Origin of the sequence: Roseiterribacter gracilis (genome assembly GCA_018332375.1) — a bacterium.
GTDB lineage: Bacteria > Pseudomonadota > Alphaproteobacteria > BOG-932 > Roseiterribacteraceae > Roseiterribacter > Roseiterribacter gracilis.
On record BOPV01000001.1, the window covers coordinates 4,069,975 to 4,090,367 of the forward strand.

The window sequence follows — 20,393 nt, forward strand, 5'->3', positions numbered from 1 at the left end:
CCCTAGGAATATTTAGATTCGGCTGGTGATCGCCACGCGCATTCCACGACCCATGGTTGTTGTTCGTTGCTTTCCGAGAAAAGCGCGCCGATACGACGCAGGATTTCGCCAGCCGCACGGTGATACCAACTCCGCCCTTCTTTGGCGGATGCGCGATCATGCGTTCCTCCCAGCGGGCACGCCGAGCATCGTCAGTAGAAAAGCCGTTCGGCGACTCCTGACGGAGTCATCGTTCTCGGCTAATTTTGAGCGCGAATCACTGAGGGTTTCCCGTGTCCGAGCGTCGACTGGACCTGGCACAGACGTCTGTTCTGATCGTCGAACCGAACGTTCGGCTGCATCGCGTGTATCGCGACGCGCTGACTGCGTTCGGCACTGGCCGCATCTCGACCGTGCCGGATTGGGATGGCGCGCTTGCACGATTTACCGAAGAGCGCCCGCATTTGGCCTTCGTCGAAGTTCTCGACGAAGAGCGTCGTGCCGTCGGCCTCGACTGGATCCGCCGCGTGCGCCGTGACTTTCCGTTCCCGTCGCGGGCTGTGCCGATCGTCGCCTCATCGGCGCTGACGACGTCGAAGACGGTGTGCGAGGCGCGCAATGCCGGCGCCAATGATTTCATGAAAAAGCCCTTCGGCGTCGGCGATCTGTTTCGCCAGATCACGCGCGTGGTCGAGTTCGTTCGGCCGTTCGTGGTCGATCGCGCCTATGTCGGACCGTGCCGCCGGACCCAGGCCGAAGGTCATCAAGGCCCCGAACGTCGTTACGCCAAGCAGTTGCGCGGGGGCTCGATCTTAGGCCAGGGTCTGCAGCCTGCATGACCGACCAACCGAACACCCTTCTCTACGACCCCGATCCGACCCTGCGCCGTCTGGTGCTGTCGGGCGGCGGCGTGACTGAGACCGAAGCCGTCGCTAGGGCGGATGCGGCGCTGGCCGCGTCGCGTGGTGCGTTCGAAGCTTGGGCGGTCGGCCGTCTAGCCGGCATCGAAGCCAAGATCACCAGCGAAGAACACGCGGCCCGCAACGCCATCGCGCTGGCCCAGGTCCGCGATGAGGCGATGCTCTATCGCCACGAAGCTGCGGCGCGGGTCGTCGACCATCTCAACGTCGCGCTCAGCGATCCCAACGCGGACATGGCGCGACGCAAGAAACTGTTTCGCGCCCATGCGCTGGCGGCGGCGCATGCATTGGCCCAAGGCCCACGCGCCAGCCGCACCGATATCGACCAGTTGCTGGCGACGCTCGCGGCTTGAGCCGGTCGTCCGTTCTTTCAGGACGGCTTCAACAAAATCCGGAAGATCGTACCGCCGTCGGGCCGCGGATGTGCTTCGACGCGCCCGCTCTGCAATTCGACTAGGCGTTTGACGATGGCGAGGCCAAGCCCGGTGCTGCGGCCGATTTCAGGTTGGCGTATGCCGGGCGAGAATGGCGCGAACAGACGTTGCAGTTCGATGTCGGTAAGGCCGGTGCCGCGATCGGCGACATCGATCATCGCGAAGCCATTGTCGCGATGCACGGTCAGCGAAATCGGCGCGCCGGCCGGCGAGAATTTGATCGCGTTCGACAACAGATTATCGAGCGCCTGTCCCAACCGTACTTTGTCGGCCATCGCCTGCAGCGGCGCGCCGTCGATCTGCACGGCGCGCGTGCCCAACAACGGGCGCAGCAGATGCGCGCGTTCCTGCGCCACGCTGAGAATGTCAGTCGACCGCAGATCGACCGGAATCGTACCGCTTTCGATCGCGGCCAGATCCAGCAGATCTTCCAGCATCACCAAAGTCGCGCGCCCGTTGGCGGCGACGAGATCGAGCAAGGGCGGCGCGTCTTTGCTGTCGAGCTGACCGACCCGCAGCATCTCGGCCGCAGTGACCATCGATGCCAGCGGCGCACGCACATCGTGCGCGACGACGCCGAGCAGGCGATTGCGCCCGTCGCTCAAGGCGCGCAGCGAGTCATTGGCGTCGGCAAGCTGGCGCGTGCGCAAATCGACCATCGCCTGCAGACGCCGGCGCGACGCATCGGCAAGCCCAAAGGTGATGCCAAGCGCCAGCGCGATCATGGTGATGAAGGACATGTACGGCATGCCTTCCGACCACGGCAGCAGACCGTTGGCGGACATGATCCGCACCAAAGCTGCGACCAGCATCGGCACGCCGAAGGCGATGAACAGCCACGTGCCCTGTGCCCGCGCGATGGCTGCGCGAAAAATTGCAGCGGCGAGTAGGAACATCGACGAACCGACCAGTACCGTCAGCAACAGCAGCTTCGATCGCGGCGCGAAGAGCGGCACGAGCACGAACGCGATCGGCACAATGATGCTGACCACGCGCAGCACGCGCGACAGGCGTGGTGCATAGCGGTTGGTGCCAAGCCAGCTGTTGCTGAATCGCAGGCCGCCGCACATCAGTGCGCCAATCGCGAGCAGGAATAGCGGCTCGTTGATGGAGGCCGGTTGCAGCACCGACGGCCAGATCTTCCGGTCCTGGCCCATCAGCACATGCACGACGACCAGGCACGATGTGACCAGGCCGGCGCCCGACAACAGCATGCGGTCGCGCGCGCCGATCCACAGCGCAAGCAACAGGATGCTCAAGCCGATAACGCCGCCTTCAAGCGGACCGAGATAGCGTTCGAGCCGACGTTCGCGCGCAACCGCATCGCGTTCGGTGACAAGTCGCGTGCGCAGTTCGGGCGTGAAGTCGGCGACCATGCGTCCATACAGAACAAGGTCGGTTGCGCCGACGGTACCGATCGGCGTCGCGAACAACCGGTCGGGCGCCGACCCCGTAATTTCGAGCCCGCCGCGATAGGTCAGAAGCGGTTTGGACTCGTCGTTCCGGTCCAGCACATACAGTTCGACGACGCGCGGTCGGATCGCTTCGAATTCGATCCACCGTTCGCCACGGCCGGGATCGTTCTGCAGATCCAACTCGATGCGCAGCCACGACGCACCGTCGCCGGCATGATGGCGCGGCACAGCACCGGCTGGTGCTGTAAAGCGCCCTTCGCGCCAGGCCGCGCGTGCAGCACCGAGATCGAGCGTGCCGGCAGGATCGCGCAGCACCCAGGTCGCCGAGCCCAGCTCGACCGCAGTGGAGTCGGTTGGCGTTACGCGCTGTGCAAAAGCCGCATCCGGCGCGGCGAACAGCAGCAAGACGGCGACGCAGGCGGAGAGAAGGAAACGCATCATCAAGCAGCGGATCCTATCGGCGCCCAGAGTATGCAACGCGTCGTTATCGTGAATTCAGCGTGAACGCGCGATTTGACGTGCGGGTTATTGCTTGCGCCGGCAGTCAGCACAGCGCCCGCGCAGTTCGATCATTCGCGAATCAATTTCGAAACCCAGCGCGTTTGCCTGCGCGGTCAGGCGGGCAATCGATTCGTGATCAGCGAACTCTTCTGCGTGGCCGCACTGCTCGCAAATCACGAACAGGCTGTCATGGGCGTGATCGTGACCGCTGCAGACGATGTACGCGTTCAGGCTTTCCAGGCGATGGACCAGCTTCTGCCGCGTCAGCCCATCGAGCGCGCGATAGACGGTCGGCGGCATGACACGTCGTCCACCTGCAGTCAGTTCGGCGATCACGCCATACGCGCCGATCGGTTTGCCGGCGCGCGTCATAGCGTCGAGCACCATGCGCTGATTTGGAGTCAGCACATCGCAATCGGGGCAGGGATGCGCGGCACGGGTGCGCCGCGGGCGGGGCGTGGCCATGGGTACGGTGTAACATTTCGGGCGACAGCGACCAAGGAGCGCTGCAGATTTACGGCGCGCCGGTTTCCCGCCGTTCGAGATCGAGATTGAATTCGCTGCCCAGCGCGTCGCTGTGCCAGCTCAGCTTCGCACCGAGCTGTCGCGCGAGAATCTGCACCAATCGCATGCCCAGCCCGCTCGATCGTGCGGGATCGAAATTCGGCGGCAAACCTGGCCCATTGTCGTGCACCGAGAGGCGCATCCCACCCGAAGCAGTCCGCTCGAAGGTCAGACGAATCTCGGTTGCGGGATTGGTCTGGCCAGCATGTTTGACCGCGTTGGTGATCAGTTCGGCTGCGATCATGCCGAGCGACGTTGCGACCTGCACCGGTAACACGGCGCCCACCGCTTGCACGACGAGCTGCTTTTGTCCTGCGTCGCGCAGCAGGCTGTTGGCGAGATCGCGCGCCAGTTCTGTCAAATAGGGGCCAACATCGACATCGGTAAAGCCGCCCGATTGATGCAGCCGCGTATGAACCAGTGCCAACGCATGCACGCGCTGTTCGACCAGTTCCAGCTCTTGCACAGCCGCCGGATTTTGGGCGCCGCGTCGTTGCAGGGCGAGCAGGCTCGACAACAGCTGAAAGCTGTTCATCACGCGATGGTCGACTTCGCGCAGCATCATGTCCTGGCGCTGCACGGTTTCCTCGACGCGTGCAGCCATCATGTTGAAGGCGCGCGCAAGGTCGGTGAGCTCGCTTGGGCCGGCCGGATCGACGCGACGATCGAGCGAACCTTCGCGCCATTCGCGCGCCGCCGTCGCCAACCGTTCGATCGGTTGAATCAGAAGCCGCTGCGAAATCAGCGCAACCAACGTCAGCGATCCGATCAGCCCGGCCAGGATCAGCATCACGCCGCGCCAGGTCGACCGATCGATTTGCGCGAATGCAGGATCGCGTTCGATGCCAAGCGAAACGCCCAAGCCGTACAGGCGCGGATCGTTGGGGACGAATCCGTAGACGCGCCGGTGCCCGTCTAGACCGACGCGATCGACCGTGCCGTCGCGCGACCGGTCGGCGCCGGGATCGAAGGAAAGTTTGTTGCCGATCGCGCCCGGCGTTTCGGGCATGCGCCCGATCACCGTGAAGTTGCGATCGCTGACGGTGAGGGACACGCCCGCTTCGTGGTTGATGCGCTGCAGCTCGCCCGCCAGCCAATCGAGTCCCAAGGTCAGCAGGACGTTGCCGACGACGCGCCCGTCATCGACGATCGGGTAGGCCATCGGCAGCACGCGTTTGCCGCTGACAACGCCCACGCGATAGAAGCCGACTTGAAATCCCAGGCGCCGCGCATTGGCGTTCAAGGTGCGCGCGTCGTCATCGCTGGCGCTGGTAACGGTCAATTGCGTCGTCGAACTGCAAATCACGCGGTCCTGCAGATCGAAGATCGCGATCGTGACATAGGCTGGATATTGCGGGCGCAACGCCTGCAGCTGCCTACCGCACGCTTCGGGTTCGAAGTTGCGCACCGCAGTGAAATTGCCGATCGCGACCATGGTTTGCCGCGCGCCTTCCAGCACGCGACCGAGATCGCTGGCAGCCAGTCGCGCTTGGGTCAGCGCTTGTGCGTGCAGGTCGGCGGTGCGTTGCCGGCGCAGATCGACTTCGTTGAATCCTTGAATCGCGATCGCGGGCAGGCTGGCAACCAGCACGAGTCCGAACAGTCGGGCGCGAAGACTACGGAACATGCGAAACGAACGATTGAGAGACGGCTCTATCCGCTTCCCGATCGTCTTATGCCTGGCTCGTTTCAGCGGGCATCGCCGCCGCGCCGATCCGCAATGCAGCGATCGCAATCGCGAGATAGAGCAGCGAGGTCAGCGCATAGCGCGGCTGCCCGTGCGTGGCGTAGAGGCGGACCGACGCGATGCCGGTGCAGAAGGTGACGTCGGCAAGCAGATGCCAATAGGCTTTGGCGCCGCCGAGCCGCGCCTGCAGACGCGCCCATGCGTCGGCGTTGAACAGTTCCAGCACGACGCGTGCGCCCGCAATGGCACAGCAAAGCAGGCACAGAAGTCCGCCGAGTTGGATGAGCGCAGTCATGCCAGGCAGCTTGGGCCGCGCTGCTTAAAGGAATCTTTCTGTGTCTGGCGGCAGTCGGCAATTCGTTGCCCGAACCGGGGGCGCAATTGGCGCTCCCGGCAGCCAGTGCGGCTTTCTTCGCAACGAATTGTAACGCGGCAGCGGCGCCGCCTAGTTGCGGGGCAGGGCCAGGATGTTTGCCTGTCCCGGTCCGAACACGACGTCGATTTTGGCGGTTTTGAAATCCGAGTCTTTCGCTTCGAAAATATTCGCAACGAAGGTCTGGGGATTGCGCGCCAAGACGGGGAACATCGTGCTTTGCACCTGCAATGCGATGCGGTGACCGGGCAGGAACGCGTGGTCGTTGCCGGTGAATTTAAATTTCACTTCGTAGACGCGACTGGGCTGCATTTTTGTCGGCACCTGTTTGCTTTCGAGATAGCGACCCGACTGCACCGCGTGGTCGAGCATCAATTGATAGCCTGCCATCTGCCAGTTCTCGGGATCGGTCGCAGGATAGATGTCGAGCAGTTTGACGATGAAGTCGCCGTCCGTGCCCGTCGTCGCAATGTGCAGCGTCAGCTCGGCTTCACCGGTCAACACGAACTGTTCGATCAGCGGTGCGCTGCTGAACAGCAACGTGTCGGGGCGGTCGGCAGCAAAGCGCTGGTCCTGCACCTGCCAGCTCGCCCAGCGCGACTTGTAACTCTTGTCGAGTCCGCGTGCGCCGAGGAATGGTCCGAACGGACGCGACAGATAGGGAATCGGATTGGCGGGATCCGACACGTACGAGGCGCGGCACGGTTTGGCAGATGGCGCTTTGCCGATCGACAGCGTGCCGTCACAACCGAGTGCCAGCGTCTGCACGCCCTGCGCCGGCTTGGGCGGCCAGGAGTCATAGCGCTTCCATTCATTGACGCCGGTGCGGAAGGACAGTGCGCGCGGCAGATCCGGCGCCGGCTTGCCCAAAAGATGATGCGCCAGGAACGGGCGCTGAATTTCCTGCCGCCAATAGGCGCCGGTGTCGGCGCCGAAATCGATCGGCGCAATTGCGGTCGGCGTCGGATTGTAGGCCGCGTTCCAACTGCCATGCGTCCAGGGGCCGACGACAAGCCGTCCGTTCGACAGGGTCTCTTTGCCGATCTGCATTGCGCCGTAGAAATCTTCGGCGTCGAACCAGCCGGCGGTGCTCAAGACCGGCACGCGCACATCGCGCAATTCGCGCGTGAAGTTGCGGCTGGCCCAGTACGAGTCATAGGTCTGGTGCTGCATCATCTCGGACCAGGTGCGGCTGCGTCCGCGGATGATCTCCTTGTCGAAATTCTTCAGCGCGCCCTGTTTCAAATACCAGGCGTAGGAATCGGTCTGGTCGAACGGGAACGGTTCCATCGTCTTCGACAGTTCCATCGCGCCGGTATATTCGAACATGTAGTTGAGGCGCAGCGCGCCGTTGCGCCAGAAATCGTCGCCGATCCAGATGTCGATCGGCGATGCTTGCGGCGACACGGCCGCGATGGCGGGATGCGGATCGATCGCGGCCATGATCGCGGTCCAGCCGCTATACGACACGCCGGTGACGCCAACTTTGCCGTTATTGTCGGGCACGTTCTTGACCAGCCAATCGACCGTGTCCCAGGCATCGGTGCTTTCGTCGGTCGCCTTCGGGTCTTTGAGATGGCGCACCGGCTTCACCATCTCGAACTCGCCTTCGGATTTGAACCGGCCGCGAATGTCTTGCAGTACGAAAATATAGCCGTCGTCGCGCACGCCCTGCATCGACGTGGTCAGGCCCGGCGAACACGGATAGGTGGCGCTGTCGATTCCGTACGGCGTGCGCGACATCACGATCGCGGTTTTGCCGGTCAGATTTTTGGGCCGGAAGATTTCGGTGTGCAGCTTCACGCCGTCGCGCATCGCGATCATCACGTCGGTTTTTTCGTACGACGCGCAGGTCGTTTCGATGTCGCTCTTTAATTTGGCGGCGGCGTCTTGTGCTTGGGCCCCGGAGGCAATCAACGATGCAGCCAACAGCGTCAGTGCAAGCGAAGCGAAAATCGTGCGCGTCATGATCTGCCCCCGTGTTTCAAGCAGCCTAGCGGCTGCAATCGGCGCGACGTAGCTGCGGATCACGCAGCGACGCAAAAAGACGGTTTGTTGCAGCCCGGTTGCTGGCGAGGTTCCAGCCTGGCGGTTGGCAGCGCCGCGTTCCTGCTCTGAAACGCCAACTGTTGCTGTCCAGCACGCTTGTGCCCGATGATCCGCCATGCCGGATTTTCTAGATACCAGCGTCGACGCAAGCGGAGTGGCCACGCTGACACTGGCGCGGCCTGCCCAGGGCAACGCGCTGAACGCAACCTTGGTCGACGAGCTGATCGCGCAATTGGCCGTGTTGGCAGCCGACGGACCGCGCGCGCTGGTGCTGCGGGGCGAAGGCAGTGGTTTCTGCGGCGGGTTTGACCTGGCGGATCTCGATCAGCAAAGCGACGGCGACTTGCTGCTGCGGTTCGTGCGTATCGAACAGTTGCTGCAAGCGGTGCAGTATTTTCCCGCACCGACCATCGCGTTGGCGCAAAAATTTGCGTGGGGCGCCGGCGCCGACCTGTTCGCTGCTTGCCGCTTTCGCGTCTGTGACTCCGCAACGCGATTCAGTTTTCCCGGTGCGCGTTTCGGCTTGGTACTGGGCACGCGCCGGCTGCGCGCGCTGGTCGGTGTCGATGCAGCATTTCGTCTGTTGCAGGCGCCGTCGCCGATCTCGGCGGAGGTCGCTGCCGAAACGGGGCTAGCAAGCGCGCTGGTCGACTGTGCCGATTGGTCTGCTTGGCTCGATCGCTGTTTGCACCGGCTGCCGGTGATTGACGCAACGACGCAAGCGCAGCTCGCGCAGCGGATTCATGGCGACGAGCAGGCGCAGGATCTTGCAGCGTTGACGATCAGTGCAGCGCGACCCGGATTGCAGGCGCGCCTGATCGACTATCGAAACGCAGCACGGACGATGAAAGCGGAGTGAGTCTGGCTGGGCCGGGAGGATTCGAACCTCCGAATGGCGGAATCAAAATCCGCTGCCTTACCACTTGGCGACGGCCCAACACGGCGCCCCCAGAATCGTACCCTGGCGGGCGGGCCGGGAACTTACTCGCAGCGGATGGGCGGGGGCAACCGGGTCGAAAGCCGGCTCGGCAGCGCCCACCAGGACGGGTTTAGCGTCGCCGCGGCGCGGATTGCAGAATCTTCGTCGTCATAGAGCGCAAAGCAGGTGGCACCGCTGCCCGACATGCGCGCCAAGCGCACGCCGCCGGTCGCTTCCAGCGCGGTCAGAATGTCGCGGATCGCGGGCACGATCGTGATGGCGGGTGCGGCGAGATCATTGTGTCGCGCCGCCAGCATCGCACCCAGCTCGGCCGCGTCGCGCGGCGCGCGTTCGAGTCTCGCGGGGGCCGAGAACGGTCCCGAGCGGGCCTTGAACACCGGCGGCGTCGGCAACGGTACGCGCGGATTGACCAGCAACAGACCAGCAGCGGGCAGGGACGGCGCCGGATCGGTTTCATGTCCGATGCCGACCAGATACGCAGCCTCGCCGCGCAAACAGACCGGCACGTCGGCACCAAGCTTGGCCGCAATCGCTTCGACGCGCGCATCGTCGGGTGCGATCGACCATAAGTCGCACAGCGCGCGCAGCGCAGCCGCCGCGTCGGCCGAGCCGCCGCCAATGCCCGATGCAACCGGTAGATTCTTGGTCAAGGTGAGCGCGACGGCGGGCGCGCGACCCACTGCAGCCGCAAGCTCGCTCGCAGCGCGATGGACGAGATTGTCGGCGCCGTTGGAAAGCCCGTCGGCGAACGGACCGTCAATCGTCAGCTGCAACGACGGTGCGGGCGATGCGGACACGACGTCGCCGTCGGCCGCGAACGCAACCAGACTGTCGAGCAGGTGATAGCCATCGGCGCGCTTGCCGACGACATGCAGATAAAGATTGAGCTTGGCCGGAGCGGCGACGCGGATGTCCATCCTGTTGAGTAGCCCCTTTTTTGCTTCGCGAAAAAGGGGCTATCCAACATCCAATATGAATCGCGCCTTCGCGCGGGCGCCGGTGTTAGCGGCTGAGATCCGCCGCCGCCAGCCCCTGCTGCAATTTGGCTTCGATGCTGCGCGCGGTCACCGGATCGGTTGCGAGATGCACCGCGCGCACCCACTGGAACTCCGCTTCGCGCGTGCGCCCGACGCGCCAATAGGCATCGCCCAGGTGATCGTTGATCACGCCGTCGCTCGGCTGTAGCGCTGCGGCGCGTTCGAGTTCGAGCACGGCGCCGCCAAATTCGCCTTGCCGGTACAGGGTCCAGCCCAGACTGTCGGCGATGGCGCCGTCATCGGGGGCCAGCTTGACCGCGCGTTCGAGCAGCTCGCGCGCACGCGTCAAATTCATGCCGCGCTCGGCCCAGGCAAAGCCGATGAAGTTGAGCAGAGTGGGCGTTTCCGGTTTCAGCGACAGCGACTGCAGCAAGTCGGCTTCGGCTGCGTCCCAATCGCCGATACGTTCGCGCGATGCGCCGCGCGCATACAGCACGATCCAGCGCCGCGGCGAGTCCGCAGGCAACATGGCGAGCGCGGTGTCGTACGCAGCTGCCGCTTCGGCATAGGATTTCTGCTTGCGCAGCAAGTCGCCGAGCTTCAGCCGCGCATCGACGTCTTTTGGATTGGCCTTCACCGCCGCTTCCGCGCGGGCGCGGGCTTCGCCGCTGCGTTTCAGCGCGTGCAGGCAATCGACTGCGCCGCGCGACGCGGTGGTGGCCCAGAAATCTTTGGCCGGCACTTTGTCGAACAGCGCCAGCGCTTCGGCAGGACGACCCTGTCGTGCCAGCGCTTCGGCGGCGCGCACCAGCGCGCTGGGTTCGTTCGGCACCAGATGCAGCGACAGGCGCGACAAAAGCAGCGACGGATCGAGCTGCTCCTGCGCAGCAAGGAAGCCGGCATATTCACTGAGGCCGCGCGCAATCGCGCGCACCGGTGAAAGCTTGTCGTCGAGACGCGCAGCTTCCAACTCGCCGAGATCTTTGGTCGGATCGATTTCGAACATCGGATCCAGCGCAGCGCGTGCGGCTCTCAAATCGCCGCGTGCAGCGGCAAACCGCGCCGCGAGCAACGGCCGTGCGAGATGCGTGACGCCGGCGCTTGGCATTGCGTCGGTGGCTTTGCTGGCGCCGGCAACGTCGCCTTTGCCGAGCTTTTCAACCGCAAGCGTCAGCGATGCGATCGGCGAGTCGGTCGAGCCGGGTGGCGTGGTGGCCGCAATGCGTGCGGCGGTGGCGATATCGCCCGCAGCGATCGCGAGCAGCAGCGTGTTGTGGCGCAAGTCGGAGTCAGGCGGCGCGACGCTAAGCGCGCGCGTCATGGCGCTGCTGGCGGCGACCCAATCGTTCTGACGTTGCGCGGCGCGCCCAGCCAGATAATCGCCCAGTTTTTGTTCACCAGCCGAGGCTGGTTGCGCCAGCGCGGCGGCGGCAAGCGCCCCCGCCACAATCCCCTTCAGCCCCATCCGCATCCCCTGATCGTCCGTTGGGCGTTTGGCCCTTTGCACGAAGCGTCAGGTCATCGAACTTTCTGTGCGGTTAAGGGACCCAATTACATGTTGGGATAGTTCGGTCCGCCGCCGCCTTCGGGCGGGACCCAGGTGATGTTTTGCTTGGGATCTTTGATGTCGCAGGTTTTGCAGTGGACGCAATTCTGCGCATTGATCTGGAAGCGCGGATTGTTACCAGCGTCGTCGCGCACGACTTCGTAGACACCGGCCGGGCAATAACGCTGCGCCGGCTCGTCGTACATGGGCAGATTGTAGCTGATCGGGATCGACGGATCCTTCAACTTCAAATGCACCGGCTGGTCTTCTTCGTGGTTGGTGTTCGAGATGAACACGCTCGATAGTTTGTCGAAGCTGATCACGCCGTCCGGTTTCGGATAGGCGATTTTCGGCATCTCAGCCGCAGGTTTCAACGTCTCGTAGTCGTGCTTTTCGTGGCGCATCGTCCACGGCAGATGCACGCCCAGGCTTTCGAGCCACATGTTGAAACCGGCATTCAAGTTGCCGAGCCACAGCCCCCATTTCAGGCCCGGCTTCACGTTGCGCACTTTGCGCAGATCTTCGTGCGCCCAGCTCGACTTGAAGGCTTTGGGATATTCGACCAGCTCGTCGTTGGCGCGGCCGTTCTTGATTGCGTCGAACGCGGCTTCGGCGGCCAGCATGCCGGTCTTCATCGCGTTGTGCGTGCCCTTGATGCGCGGCACGTTGACGAAGCCTGCCGCGCAACCGATCAGCGCGCCGCCTGGGAAGGTCAGATGCGGGATCGACTGCAAGCCGCCCTGGGTGATCGCACGCGCGCCGTACGAAATGCGCTTGCCGCCTTCGAGATACGGTTTGATCGACGGGTGATGTTTGAAACGCTGGAATTCGTCGAACGGCGACAGATGCGGATTCTGGTAGCTGAGCGGCACCACGAAACCGATCGACACGATGCCGTCTTCGAGATGGTACATGAAGGAACCGCCGACGGTCGCATTGTCGAGCGGCCAGCCCTGCGTGTGCAGCACCAAACCTTGTTTGTGCTTGGCTGGATTGATCTGCCAAAGCTCTTTGATGCCGATGCCGAATTTCTGCGGATCGACGCCGTCGCGCAGATTGAATTTCTGCATGAGCGTTTTCGACAGCGAACCACGCGCGCCTTCGCCGAACAGCACGTATTTGCCGTGCAGCTCCATGCCGGGCTGAAAGCTGGCTTTGTGTTCGCCTTCGCGCCCGATACCCATGTCGCCGGTGGCGACACCTTTGACGCGGCCATTGTCGTCGTACAGCACTTCGGTTGCGGCAAAGCCCGGGAAGATTTCGACGCCAAGCTCTTCGGCTTGCGTGCCAAGCCAACGGCAAAGATTGGCGAGGCTGATTGCGTAGTTGCCTTTGTTGCTCATCAAAGGCGGCAACAGCGCATGCGGAATTTCGTAATGCGACGTTTCGGTCAGCAGATAGAATTTGTCGTCGGTGACTTGCGCGACCAGCGGCGCGCCTTTCGACTTCCAGTCGGGGATCAATTCGTTGAGCGCGGTCGGATCGATCACGGCGCCCGACAGAATATGGGCGCCGACTTCGGATCCCTTTTCGAGAATGACGACGCTGAGCTCGCTGCCGTTCGACGCGGCGAGTTGCTTCAATCGGATTGCCGCGCTCAGTCCTGCTGGACCGGCGCCGACGATCACGACGTCGTACTCCATGCTTTCGCGTTCGGTCGTCATGCGGCGTCTTCTCCCCAAAGCCTTATGTCCGCTGGTAGCGCGTAAACCGCCCTCGTGAAAGACGTTGGGCGAAAGATGCGCTTCTCCGTAGGTCTGTGGCAGGATCGCGCCCGTGACCCAGCTGGATCCACGCACTGCACTTACATGGCTCGTCGAAGCGGGCGCCGACGAAGCAATCGCCGACATGCCGGTCGATCGCTTTGTTGCGCGCGAGACGCGTCCAGCGGCCCCGACCCAGCGCGCGCCGGCCGCTGCGGCGAACGTTCCTTCTGCCCCGGCCCCGGCCGCGGCTGCGCCCGTGATCCTGCGTCCGGCCGCGAGCGACCCGCTGGCCGGCGCCGAGGCCAATGCCGGCCGGGCCCGGGCGGCGGCCCAGGCGGCCAATACGCTGGAAGAGCTGCAGGCAGCCATCGCGGCCTTTGACGGGCTGGCGCTCAAACCGACCGCCACCAACCTGGTCTTTGCCGACGGCAACCCCGAGTCGGGCCTGATGCTCATCGGGGAAGCGCCTGGCGCCGAAGAGGACCGGCGGGGCCTGCCCTTTGTCGGACCGTCGGGCCAGCTGCTGGACCGGATGCTGGGCGCGATCGGCCGGGACCGGACCAGCGCCTACATCACCAATATTCTGAACTGGCGTCCGCCCGGAAACCGCAAGCCGAGCCCGGCGGAATGGGCCATCACGTTACCTTTCCTCGAGCGCCATATCGCACTGGCGAAGCCAAAGCTCGTGGTTCTACTTGGCGATACTTCGGCCAAGACTTTGCTCGATACGACCGAGGGAATTACCCGGCTCCGGGGCAAGTGGAAGAGCCTGGAGCGACCCGGATTCGGGCCCCAAACCAAGCCAATCCGGGCGCTTGCGACCTTCCATCCGGCTTATCTGCTCAGAAGTCCTGCGCAGAAAAGAGAAGCATGGAGAGACATGCTGGCCGTAGATCGGGCACTGCGGACAGTCGAACTGTAGGAATCCCAAGGATTCCCGTCGCTGCATTGCGGCATCCCGTCTCGTTTACCACCTTTTTACTCGCCAAGACTCGCACGGCCCCTCTATGAGGGCGCCAATGCGACGGCGAATTCTCAACGCCGGGCCCGATTTGCTTCGGCTCCGGTGTCCATTCTTTGCCTGCGCGGCGGTGATTTTGTCATCCGCCTTGGCCGGTCACGGCAGGCCCGCAGCGACCAACGTACGACCCATCGATCCGACCCTGCAGGTGGCAAGCCTGGTGGTGCGCGACCTCGCGCCGACCCAGCCTGTCTCGTATCTGCCGGCCGCGCTCGAAGGGTCGGGCTATCGCTTGGCGCCGAACGACCGCGCCCTCTATCGCCAGATCTTCGACGTCACGGCCGCCCGCGACTACGCGAACGCCGACCAGCTTCTCAGCCGTATCGAGGACTCGCGCCTGCGCGGTCACGTCCTCGCCCAGCGCTGGATCAACGACCCGGCCACGACGCCGGACTTCGCCACCCTGAAACAGTGGCTGGACCAATATTCCGACTTGCCCCAGGCCGAGCAGGTGCTGGCCCTGGCCAAGACCAAGCGCCCGGCCGGCGCGCCGCTGCCCAAGCTGGGCGTGCCCGGCACCGCCGCGGTCGCGGTCGAACGCAGCGTGCCCGAGCCGTCCAACCGCATGGGCGAGATCGCGACCCAGGCTTTTTATGACGGCGACGCCAAGAAGGCGCTGTCGGCCGCCAATGCGGCGCTGGCCAGCCTCGGCAGCAAAGCCACCGACACGCGTTACATCGCCGGCCTGTCGGCCTGGCGTCTGAATCAGATCGAAGAAGCCTCGCGCCACTTCGAAGCGCTTTCGACCGCACGCGGCCTGACGCCGTGGATGCAGTCGGCAGCGAATTACTGGGCCGGCCGTGCGCGCAAGCAGCTCGGCGATACGATTGGTGCACAACGTTGGTGGGCGCGCGCCGCGCAACACCGCACGACCTTCTACGGTCTGCTGGCGCAACGTTCGCTGTCGCCCAACGTCGATCTTGCAATCAAGCCGTCGGAATTGATCGGCGATCACATCGCGCAGCTCGCCGAAACCCCGGCTGGCTATCGCGCGATTGCGCTGCTCGACATCGGCGAGATGAAGCTGGCGCAAGCCGAGCTCGAAGAAATCGATTATGACCGTCACGCCGAGCTGCGCGAACCCGCGCTGGCCGTGGGTGACGCGCTGCACATGACGCAGCTGGTGCGCGACTTGACCGAGCCGGCTGCAATGAGCCGCTACGTCGCCAGCCAGTATCCGATTCCGCCGTGGCAGCCGCGCGGTGGCTTCGCGGTCGATCCGGCGCTGGTCTATGCGTTGGTGAAACAGGAATCGAAATTTGATCCGCTGGCGCGCAACCCGTCGGGCGCAACTGGCCTGATGCAATTGATGCCCAGCACGGCGGCCGCGATGGGCGGCGAACATGTGCGCGGCCAGTTGACGGATCCCGAGACCAATCTCGCGCTCGGCCAAACCTACGTGTCGAAGCTGCTCAAAGATCCCGACATCGACGGCGATCTGTTCTTGATGGCGGTTGCCTACAACGTCGGTCCCGGCGCGTTGACGCGCTGGCGCAAGGCGATCGAAGAAACTGAAGATCCGTTGATCTTCATCGAGCAGGTTCCGAACGGCCAGACGCGCCAGTTCATTCAGCGCGTGCTGACGAACTACTGGATCTATCGTCTGAAGTTCCGCCAGGACGTGCCGTCCTTGGCCCAACTCGCAAACGGCGACTGGCCGCAATACGAGTGGAAGAAGCCGAAGAAGCGGCTGGCCGAAGCGGACGTTCAGTAAGCGTCATCGCCGCTGCGATGCCCAACGGCGATCGTCATCTTCTCGGTGCGGTTTGGTGGGCAAGCGTCAGCGTCATTTTGTCGGGGCTTCTCGCAATCGCGCTCAGCGCGAGTTTTCGCTCAGCGTCGCCGGGCGCGATCACGATCTCGCCGTCCAGCGCCTTCTATGCCGTGGGTTTTCTCTTCCTCGTGCTGGTCGCGATGGTTGTCGTCGGGTCGATCGGCTTGCCGGTGCATTGGGCGTTGCGCGATCGGAACGTCACCAGTGCTGCCGCCTATGTCAGTGCAGGCGCTGCCATCACAACTTTGCCCGCACTCATCTTTTATTGTGTAGCCGGAAGCATCAGTTGGTTGGGAATTTGGCTCGGCTGGGGCGGCCCGCTTGCGGCGATCGTCGCTTGGTCGTGGCTTCGACTGCACCGTTCAGGTGCCGAGCACAGTCCCAATTAGCCGACGCACGTCGTCGTCCTTCTCGGCGCGCGCGGCGCGTTCGAGGGAGGTGACGAAATCAGTGATGGCCTGGCGTGAGCGCGCCTGGTTGGGCGCGACGAAGATGCCGGCTTCTTCGGTGCGCTCGGGTGGTTCGGCGTCGTTGAACAGACGCTCGCTGAGTTTCTCGCCCGGACGCAGGCCGGTGAACTCGATGCGGATGTCGCGGTCGGGGCGCAGGCCCGCCAGCAGGATCATACGGCGTGCGAGATCCACGATTTTGACCGGCTCGCCCATGTCGAGCACGAGAATGCGACCGCGCCGTTCGGTATGCGTCACGCCGTACGCCGACGCTTGCAGCACCAGCTGCACCGCTTCGCGACAGGTCATGAAATAGCGTTCGACGTCGGGATGCGTGACCGTGATCGGTCCGCCTTTGGCGAGCTGCTGTTCGAAGCGCGGCACGACGGATCCAGTCGAGCCCAGCACATTGCCGAAGCGCACGGTGACGAAGCGCGTGTCGCTGTCGAGATCGAGCGACTGGCAATATTCCTCGGCGACGCGTTTGCACGCACCCATGATGCTCGACGGGCGCACCGCCTTGTCGGTCGAGATCTGCACCATCGCGCGCGCGCCGATGGCGCGGGCCGCGTCGGCGACGTTGCGCGAGCCGATGATGTTGGTCAGCACGCCTTCGGCCGGATTGGATTCGACCAGCGGTACGTGTTTCAGCGCGGCGGCGTGAAACACCAGTTCGGGCCGTTCGGTTTCGAAAATCTGTTTCAGGCGCGCCGCGTCGCGCACGTCGGCAAGCCACGGCGTCAAGACCGGCGCGTCAGGACGTTCGGCCAGCTCCATCTCGATCGCGTAGAGATTGAACTCGCCATTTTCGAGCAGCGCCATTTTCGCCGGGCCGAAATTGGCAAGCTGGCGGCAGAGTTCCGAGCCGATTGTGCCGCCCGCGCCCGTGATCAGTACGCGCTTGCCTTTGACCAGGCCGCGCACCGCTTCTTCGTCATGCAGCACTTGCGGCCGGCCGAGCAGATCTTCGATCGCAATCGGACGCAGCTTGATCCGGTTCTCGCCGTTGCTTTCGTCGAGATCGGCGAGCGACGGCATGCGCGCCAAGGTCATGCCCAGACGATCGGCGGCGTCGAACAATTCGCGCAGCACCGGCCCTTCGATCGGTGCGTTCACGCGCGTCACGATCAAACGTTGCGGTGCTTTTCCTTTGTCGCCGAGATCGCGTGCAACGCGTTCCAGATCGCTTGCCGTGCCCAACACGCGCACGCCGTGAATGTCGCGTCCGACGCGACGGCCGAGATCGTCGATCACGCCGACCGGTTCGTACGGCGCCAGCGGATCGTTCTGCATGGCACGAATGAACAACTCAGCGCCGTCGCCAGCGCCGATCAGCAACACCGGAATGCGCTGCGCCGCGCGCTTGCGGTCCATGCGCCGGTCTTTGGCGACGCGATAGAGAAACCGTGGTCCGCCGAGCAGCACCAGCAACAGCAAGCCGAGGATCAGTGGCACCGAACGCGGCAATGCTTCGAGACGATTGACCAGGAATAGCGCTGGCACGAACGCCAGCACCGCAATCGTCACGGCCTGCGTGACCGCCCACAGATCCTGCAGCGATGCGTAGCGCCAGACGCCGCGATAGAGGCGCGAGGCGAGGAACGACACGGCCGCGATCGCAACCCATAACGGCCAGCCCGCTTCGAGCGCGCCGTACCAGCGATCGAACATGCCGTCGCCGACGCGCAGATACAGCGCCGCCGGATAGGCGATCGTCGCCATCACGACGTCGTGGAGGAATGCGAGTCCGGGAAGCAGGCGGCTGGTGCGAGTCGACACGGGCCGGAATGTACCGGGCCGGTGCCTGCTTCTCTAGTACTGCGCGGTGGGCTCGATGTGCACTTTGGCCGGGCCGTCGGCACCGCTCGGCAGGGCGCTGCCCTGGGTCCAATTGACCACGTCGCGCCAGACCGTCGCGGCCTGTCGGTCGCGCAACAGCAAATGCCAGCCGTCTTTGTAAATCGCGACCTGTATGCGGCTGGGCAGCAGCTCGAGAAACTCGTCGGCGGCCTTTTTCGGCACGATCTGTTCGTGGGCGCCATAGGCGACCAAGGTTGGCCGTGCGAGTCGCGGTGCGGCGTCGAGCGCGGCTCCCATCAGATCGACCAGCCCCGCCGTCGTATCGACGCGCGCGCCTTTTTGCACCAACGGATCGTCGCGTAATTCGCGCAGCGCATCGGGATTGTCGCTGGCGCGAATTTTGAGACCTTTGGGCGGTTCGAGAAACCAGCCCGGCACGAAGCGGCGACCAAGCTCCAACGCAAGCTGATAGTGCCACGGCATGGTGCGCTCGCCCCACACGGCCGGCGCCATCAGGCACAGCCCGTCGATCGGCAGCGACTGTGTGCGCACGGTTGCAAGCAACGCCACCGAACCGCCCATGCTTTCGCCGAGCAGAAACAGTTTCGCTTTGGGATGCGCTGCATGCACCGCGCGAACGGCAGCGACGGCGTCGGCGATCAACGTATCGGTGCCGGCCCAGATGGTCGGGTTGGGTGCCTGGCCAAAACCGCGCTGGTCGTAAGCGTAGGTGCGAATGCCCGCTGCATCCCACGCGCGCGCTGCACGTTCGAACCCTTGCGAGTAGTCGCCGAATCCATGCAGCGCAACGATGACGGTTCGCGCGTCGGCGGGGCCCCAGACGCGCAACGGCAATGCAGTGCCGTCTGTTGTGATGAATGTTGCGGGCGCGACTTGCGGTGTCGCGATGCTGGGACCTGCCGGCTGCAGTCGCGCGACGCAGCCGCTGAGCAGCAGCATCGCAACGACCGCAGCGGCAAGTTTCGTCATGCAGCGCGTGGCTGTTCGCGTACGAGCTGCAGGAACACGTCTTCGAGATCGGTCTCTTTGGTCGACAGGTCGACGATGCGCAGATCGGCTGCCGCAACCGCCGCCAGAATCTCGCCGACTTGTGCACGGCTTGGCTGGTAGCGGATCACGACTTTGCGTGGGGACGGAAGTTCGGCCGAAAACGCGACCAACGAAGCGGGCAATGCCGCCACGTCGCGATCCAGGGTCAGCCAAAGTTCTTTCGCGTCGGTGCGCGCCAGCAAGGTCTGCGTCGGCTCGCACGCAACCACTTCGCCGTGATTGATGATCGCGATCGTATCGCAGAGTTCTTCCGCTTCCTGCAGATAGTGCGTCGTCAGCACGATCGTCGTGCCGCGCGCGTTTAGTTCACGCACATAACGCCACAACGCCTGCCGCAGTTCGATGTCGACGCCCGCCGTCGGCTCGTCGAGGATCAGCACCGGCGGCGCGTGCACCATCGCTTTGGCGACCATCAGGCGCCGGCGCATGCCGCCCGACAGGGTGCGCGCATAGGCGTCACCCTTGTCGGCCAGGCCAACCGCTTCGAGCAGCTCGTTGGTGCGTCGTTCGGCCTTGGGCACGCCGTAGAGGCCGGCCTGCACTTCGAGGATTTCGCGCGGCGTGAAGAACGGATCGAGATTCAGCTCCTGCGGCACGACGCCGATCGCCGACTTCGCTTTGCGCGTGTCGCGATCAATGTCGTAGCCCCAGACCTTGGCGCTGCCCGCTGTCTTCACGACCAGGCCGGCCAGGATGTTGATCAGGGTCGATTTGCCGGCGCCGTTGGGGCCCAGGAAACCGAACATCGCGCCGCGGGGGATCGCGAGGTCGATTCCCTTCAGCGCGGTCTTGGGACCGGCCTTTTTGGTACCCGCATAGGTTTTGACCAGGCCTGAGACTTCGACGGCGTTTGCCGGCAGGGAAGCTGACATTGGGGAGAGAATTCTTCCGGTGGAATTGATCGGACGTGACGGATCGCTATCATCCGGCCGCCTTTCGACCCGTCAAGAAAGCCAGATACGTGACAGATGCGCCAGAAACCATCGAAGTCGAGACCACGCCCGTCGGATGTGACGGCGGCGGCGGCGCGCTCGGCCACCCGCTGGTCTATCTGCCGCTCCACGATGGAAGCGCCGATTGCCCGTATTGCAGCCGGCATTTCAAGCTCAAACACGGCGCGCGGGTCGGGCACTGATCGTCGCCCGACCAGGGCCACGATCGGGGCAGGTACTGAACAGATGGGTTTC

Annotated in this window: 18 protein-coding genes and 1 tRNA gene; 7 read left to right on the forward strand and 12 right to left on the reverse strand. The window is 64.0% G+C overall.

The window, feature by feature from the left end; all coding sequences use genetic code 11:
• The first annotated feature begins 272 nt into the window (after positions 1–272).
• Both TMPK1_RS20150 and TMPK1_RS20155 read left to right on the forward strand, forming a co-directional pair.
• Positions 273–818, forward strand: a complete 546-nt coding sequence (locus tag TMPK1_RS20150) for a response regulator (RefSeq protein WP_420245371.1) — start codon at positions 273–275, stop codon at positions 816–818.
• Positions 815–1,252: a hypothetical protein gene (locus TMPK1_RS20155; protein ID WP_420245373.1), complete on the forward strand. Its 438-nt coding sequence runs from the start codon at positions 815–817 to the stop codon at positions 1,250–1,252. Before TMPK1_RS20150 ends, TMPK1_RS20155 begins: the two co-directional genes overlap by 4 nt.
• A 17-nt stretch (positions 1,253–1,269) precedes the next feature.
• Here TMPK1_RS20155 and TMPK1_RS20160 read toward each other — a convergent pair whose 3' ends face one another.
• The 5 genes from TMPK1_RS20160 to TMPK1_RS20180 form a co-directional block, all read right to left on the reverse strand.
• The gene (locus TMPK1_RS20160; RefSeq protein ID WP_420245374.1) at positions 1,270–3,189 is read right to left on the reverse strand and encodes a sensor histidine kinase; all 1,920 of its coding nucleotides are present in this window, start codon (positions 3,187–3,189) and stop codon (positions 1,270–1,272) included.
• 84 nt (positions 3,190–3,273) lie between these two features.
• The gene (locus TMPK1_RS20165; protein ID WP_420245376.1) at positions 3,274–3,714 is read right to left on the reverse strand and encodes a Fur family transcriptional regulator; all 441 of its coding nucleotides are present in this window, start codon (positions 3,712–3,714) and stop codon (positions 3,274–3,276) included.
• Between the two features lie 49 nt (positions 3,715–3,763).
• A complete protein-coding gene (locus TMPK1_RS20170) occupies positions 3,764–5,440 on the reverse strand; it encodes a sensor histidine kinase (RefSeq protein ID WP_420245377.1) in 1,677 nt (558 codons plus the stop codon).
• A 46-nt stretch (positions 5,441–5,486) separates the two neighbouring features.
• Positions 5,487–5,795 (reverse strand): hypothetical protein, encoded by a 309-nt coding sequence (locus TMPK1_RS20175; protein WP_420245379.1) that lies wholly within the window; start codon positions 5,793–5,795, stop codon positions 5,487–5,489.
• A gap of 150 nt (positions 5,796–5,945) precedes the next feature.
• Positions 5,946–7,841: a CocE/NonD family hydrolase gene (locus TMPK1_RS20180; protein ID WP_420245380.1), complete on the reverse strand. Its 1,896-nt coding sequence runs from the start codon at positions 7,839–7,841 to the stop codon at positions 5,946–5,948.
• Positions 7,842–8,076: 235 nt separating this feature from the next.
• Between TMPK1_RS20180 and TMPK1_RS20185 the strand changes: the two genes are divergently transcribed.
• Complete coding sequence (locus tag TMPK1_RS20185) at positions 8,077–8,781, forward strand: enoyl-CoA hydratase/isomerase family protein (protein ID WP_420245381.1); 705 nt, start codon at positions 8,077–8,079, stop codon at positions 8,779–8,781.
• A gap of 3 nt (positions 8,782–8,784) precedes the next feature.
• Here TMPK1_RS20185 and TMPK1_RS20190 read toward each other — a convergent pair.
• The 4 genes from TMPK1_RS20190 to TMPK1_RS20205 form a co-directional block, all read right to left on the reverse strand.
• Positions 8,785–8,859, reverse strand: a tRNA-Gln gene (locus TMPK1_RS20190).
• A 44-nt stretch (positions 8,860–8,903) separates the two neighbouring features.
• Positions 8,904–9,779 (reverse strand): 4-(cytidine 5'-diphospho)-2-C-methyl-D-erythritol kinase, encoded by an 876-nt coding sequence (locus tag TMPK1_RS20195; RefSeq protein ID WP_420245382.1) that lies wholly within the window; start codon positions 9,777–9,779, stop codon positions 8,904–8,906.
• Positions 9,780–9,864: 85 nt separating this feature from the next.
• Positions 9,865–11,310 (reverse strand): tetratricopeptide repeat protein, encoded by a 1,446-nt coding sequence (locus tag TMPK1_RS20200; protein WP_420245384.1) that lies wholly within the window; start codon positions 11,308–11,310, stop codon positions 9,865–9,867.
• An 80-nt stretch (positions 11,311–11,390) separates the two neighbouring features.
• A complete protein-coding gene (locus TMPK1_RS20205; protein ID WP_420245385.1) occupies positions 11,391–13,049 on the reverse strand; it encodes an electron transfer flavoprotein-ubiquinone oxidoreductase in 1,659 nt (552 codons plus the stop codon).
• 112 nt (positions 13,050–13,161) lie between these two features.
• On the opposite strand from TMPK1_RS20205, the gene TMPK1_RS20210 reads away from it, so the two are divergent.
• The 3 genes from TMPK1_RS20210 to TMPK1_RS20220 all read left to right on the forward strand — a co-directional run bounded on the left by TMPK1_RS20210 (position 13,162) and on the right by TMPK1_RS20220 (position 16,275).
• Entirely contained in the window at positions 13,162–14,013 is an 852-nt protein-coding gene (locus TMPK1_RS20210; protein ID WP_420245387.1) for a uracil-DNA glycosylase, read from the forward strand.
• A gap of 169 nt (positions 14,014–14,182) precedes the next feature.
• Complete coding sequence (locus tag TMPK1_RS20215) at positions 14,183–15,826, forward strand: lytic transglycosylase domain-containing protein (RefSeq protein ID WP_420245389.1); 1,644 nt, start codon at positions 14,183–14,185, stop codon at positions 15,824–15,826.
• A gap of 17 nt (positions 15,827–15,843) precedes the next feature.
• Positions 15,844–16,275 (forward strand): hypothetical protein, encoded by a 432-nt coding sequence (locus TMPK1_RS20220; RefSeq protein ID WP_420245391.1) that lies wholly within the window; start codon positions 15,844–15,846, stop codon positions 16,273–16,275.
• Here the strand turns inward: TMPK1_RS20220 and TMPK1_RS20225 are convergent.
• The 3 genes from TMPK1_RS20225 to TMPK1_RS20235 are packed head-to-tail and all read right to left on the reverse strand — an operon-like array spanning position 16,249 to position 20,078.
• Positions 16,249–18,114 carry a polysaccharide biosynthesis protein gene (locus tag TMPK1_RS20225; protein WP_420245392.1) on the reverse strand — a complete coding sequence of 622 codons (1,866 nt, stop codon included), beginning with the start codon at positions 18,112–18,114 and terminating at the stop codon, positions 16,249–16,251. The genes TMPK1_RS20220 and TMPK1_RS20225 overlap by 27 nt on opposite strands.
• Positions 18,115–18,147: 33 nt before the next feature.
• The gene (locus TMPK1_RS20230) at positions 18,148–19,125 is read right to left on the reverse strand and encodes an alpha/beta fold hydrolase (protein ID WP_420245393.1); all 978 of its coding nucleotides are present in this window, start codon (positions 19,123–19,125) and stop codon (positions 18,148–18,150) included.
• Positions 19,122–20,078: an ABC transporter ATP-binding protein gene (locus tag TMPK1_RS20235; RefSeq protein WP_420245394.1), complete on the reverse strand. Its 957-nt coding sequence runs from the start codon at positions 20,076–20,078 to the stop codon at positions 19,122–19,124. The genes TMPK1_RS20230 and TMPK1_RS20235 overlap by 4 nt, the downstream gene beginning before the upstream one ends.
• A 35-nt stretch (positions 20,079–20,113) precedes the next feature.
• Between TMPK1_RS20235 and TMPK1_RS20240 the strand changes: the two genes are divergently transcribed.
• Entirely contained in the window at positions 20,114–20,341 is a 228-nt protein-coding gene (locus tag TMPK1_RS20240; RefSeq protein WP_420245395.1) for a zinc-finger domain-containing protein, read from the forward strand.
• Positions 20,342–20,393 lie beyond the last annotated feature (52 nt).

Excerpts from the sequence above, each read along its gene's own strand:
- TMPK1_RS20160 (WP_420245374.1), bottom strand. The coding sequence starts at position 3,189 with ATGATGCGTTTCCTTCTCTCCGCCTGCGTCGCCGTCTTGCTGCTGTTC.
- TMPK1_RS20180 (WP_420245380.1), bottom strand. The coding sequence starts at position 7,841 with ATGACGCGCACGATTTTCGCTTCGCTTGCACTGACGCTGTTGGCTGCA.
- TMPK1_RS20195 (WP_420245382.1), bottom strand. The coding sequence starts at position 9,779 with ATGGACATCCGCGTCGCCGCTCCGGCCAAGCTCAATCTTTATCTGCAT.
- TMPK1_RS20220 (WP_420245391.1), top strand. The coding sequence starts at position 15,844 with ATGCCCAACGGCGATCGTCATCTTCTCGGTGCGGTTTGGTGGGCAAGC.
- TMPK1_RS20155 (WP_420245373.1), top strand. The coding sequence starts at position 815 with ATGACCGACCAACCGAACACCCTTCTCTACGACCCCGATCCGACCCTG.
- TMPK1_RS20165 (WP_420245376.1), bottom strand. The coding sequence starts at position 3,714 with ATGGCCACGCCCCGCCCGCGGCGCACCCGTGCCGCGCATCCCTGCCCC.
- TMPK1_RS20230 (WP_420245393.1), bottom strand. The coding sequence starts at position 19,125 with ATGACGAAACTTGCCGCTGCGGTCGTTGCGATGCTGCTGCTCAGCGGC.
- TMPK1_RS20205 (WP_420245385.1), bottom strand. The coding sequence starts at position 13,049 with ATGACGACCGAACGCGAAAGCATGGAGTACGACGTCGTGATCGTCGGC.
- TMPK1_RS20235 (WP_420245394.1), bottom strand. The coding sequence starts at position 20,078 with ATGTCAGCTTCCCTGCCGGCAAACGCCGTCGAAGTCTCAGGCCTGGTC.
- TMPK1_RS20170 (WP_420245377.1), bottom strand. The coding sequence starts at position 5,440 with ATGTTCCGTAGTCTTCGCGCCCGACTGTTCGGACTCGTGCTGGTTGCC.
- TMPK1_RS20200 (WP_420245384.1), bottom strand. The coding sequence starts at position 11,310 with ATGCGGATGGGGCTGAAGGGGATTGTGGCGGGGGCGCTTGCCGCCGCC.
- TMPK1_RS20175 (WP_420245379.1), bottom strand. The coding sequence starts at position 5,795 with ATGACTGCGCTCATCCAACTCGGCGGACTTCTGTGCCTGCTTTGCTGT.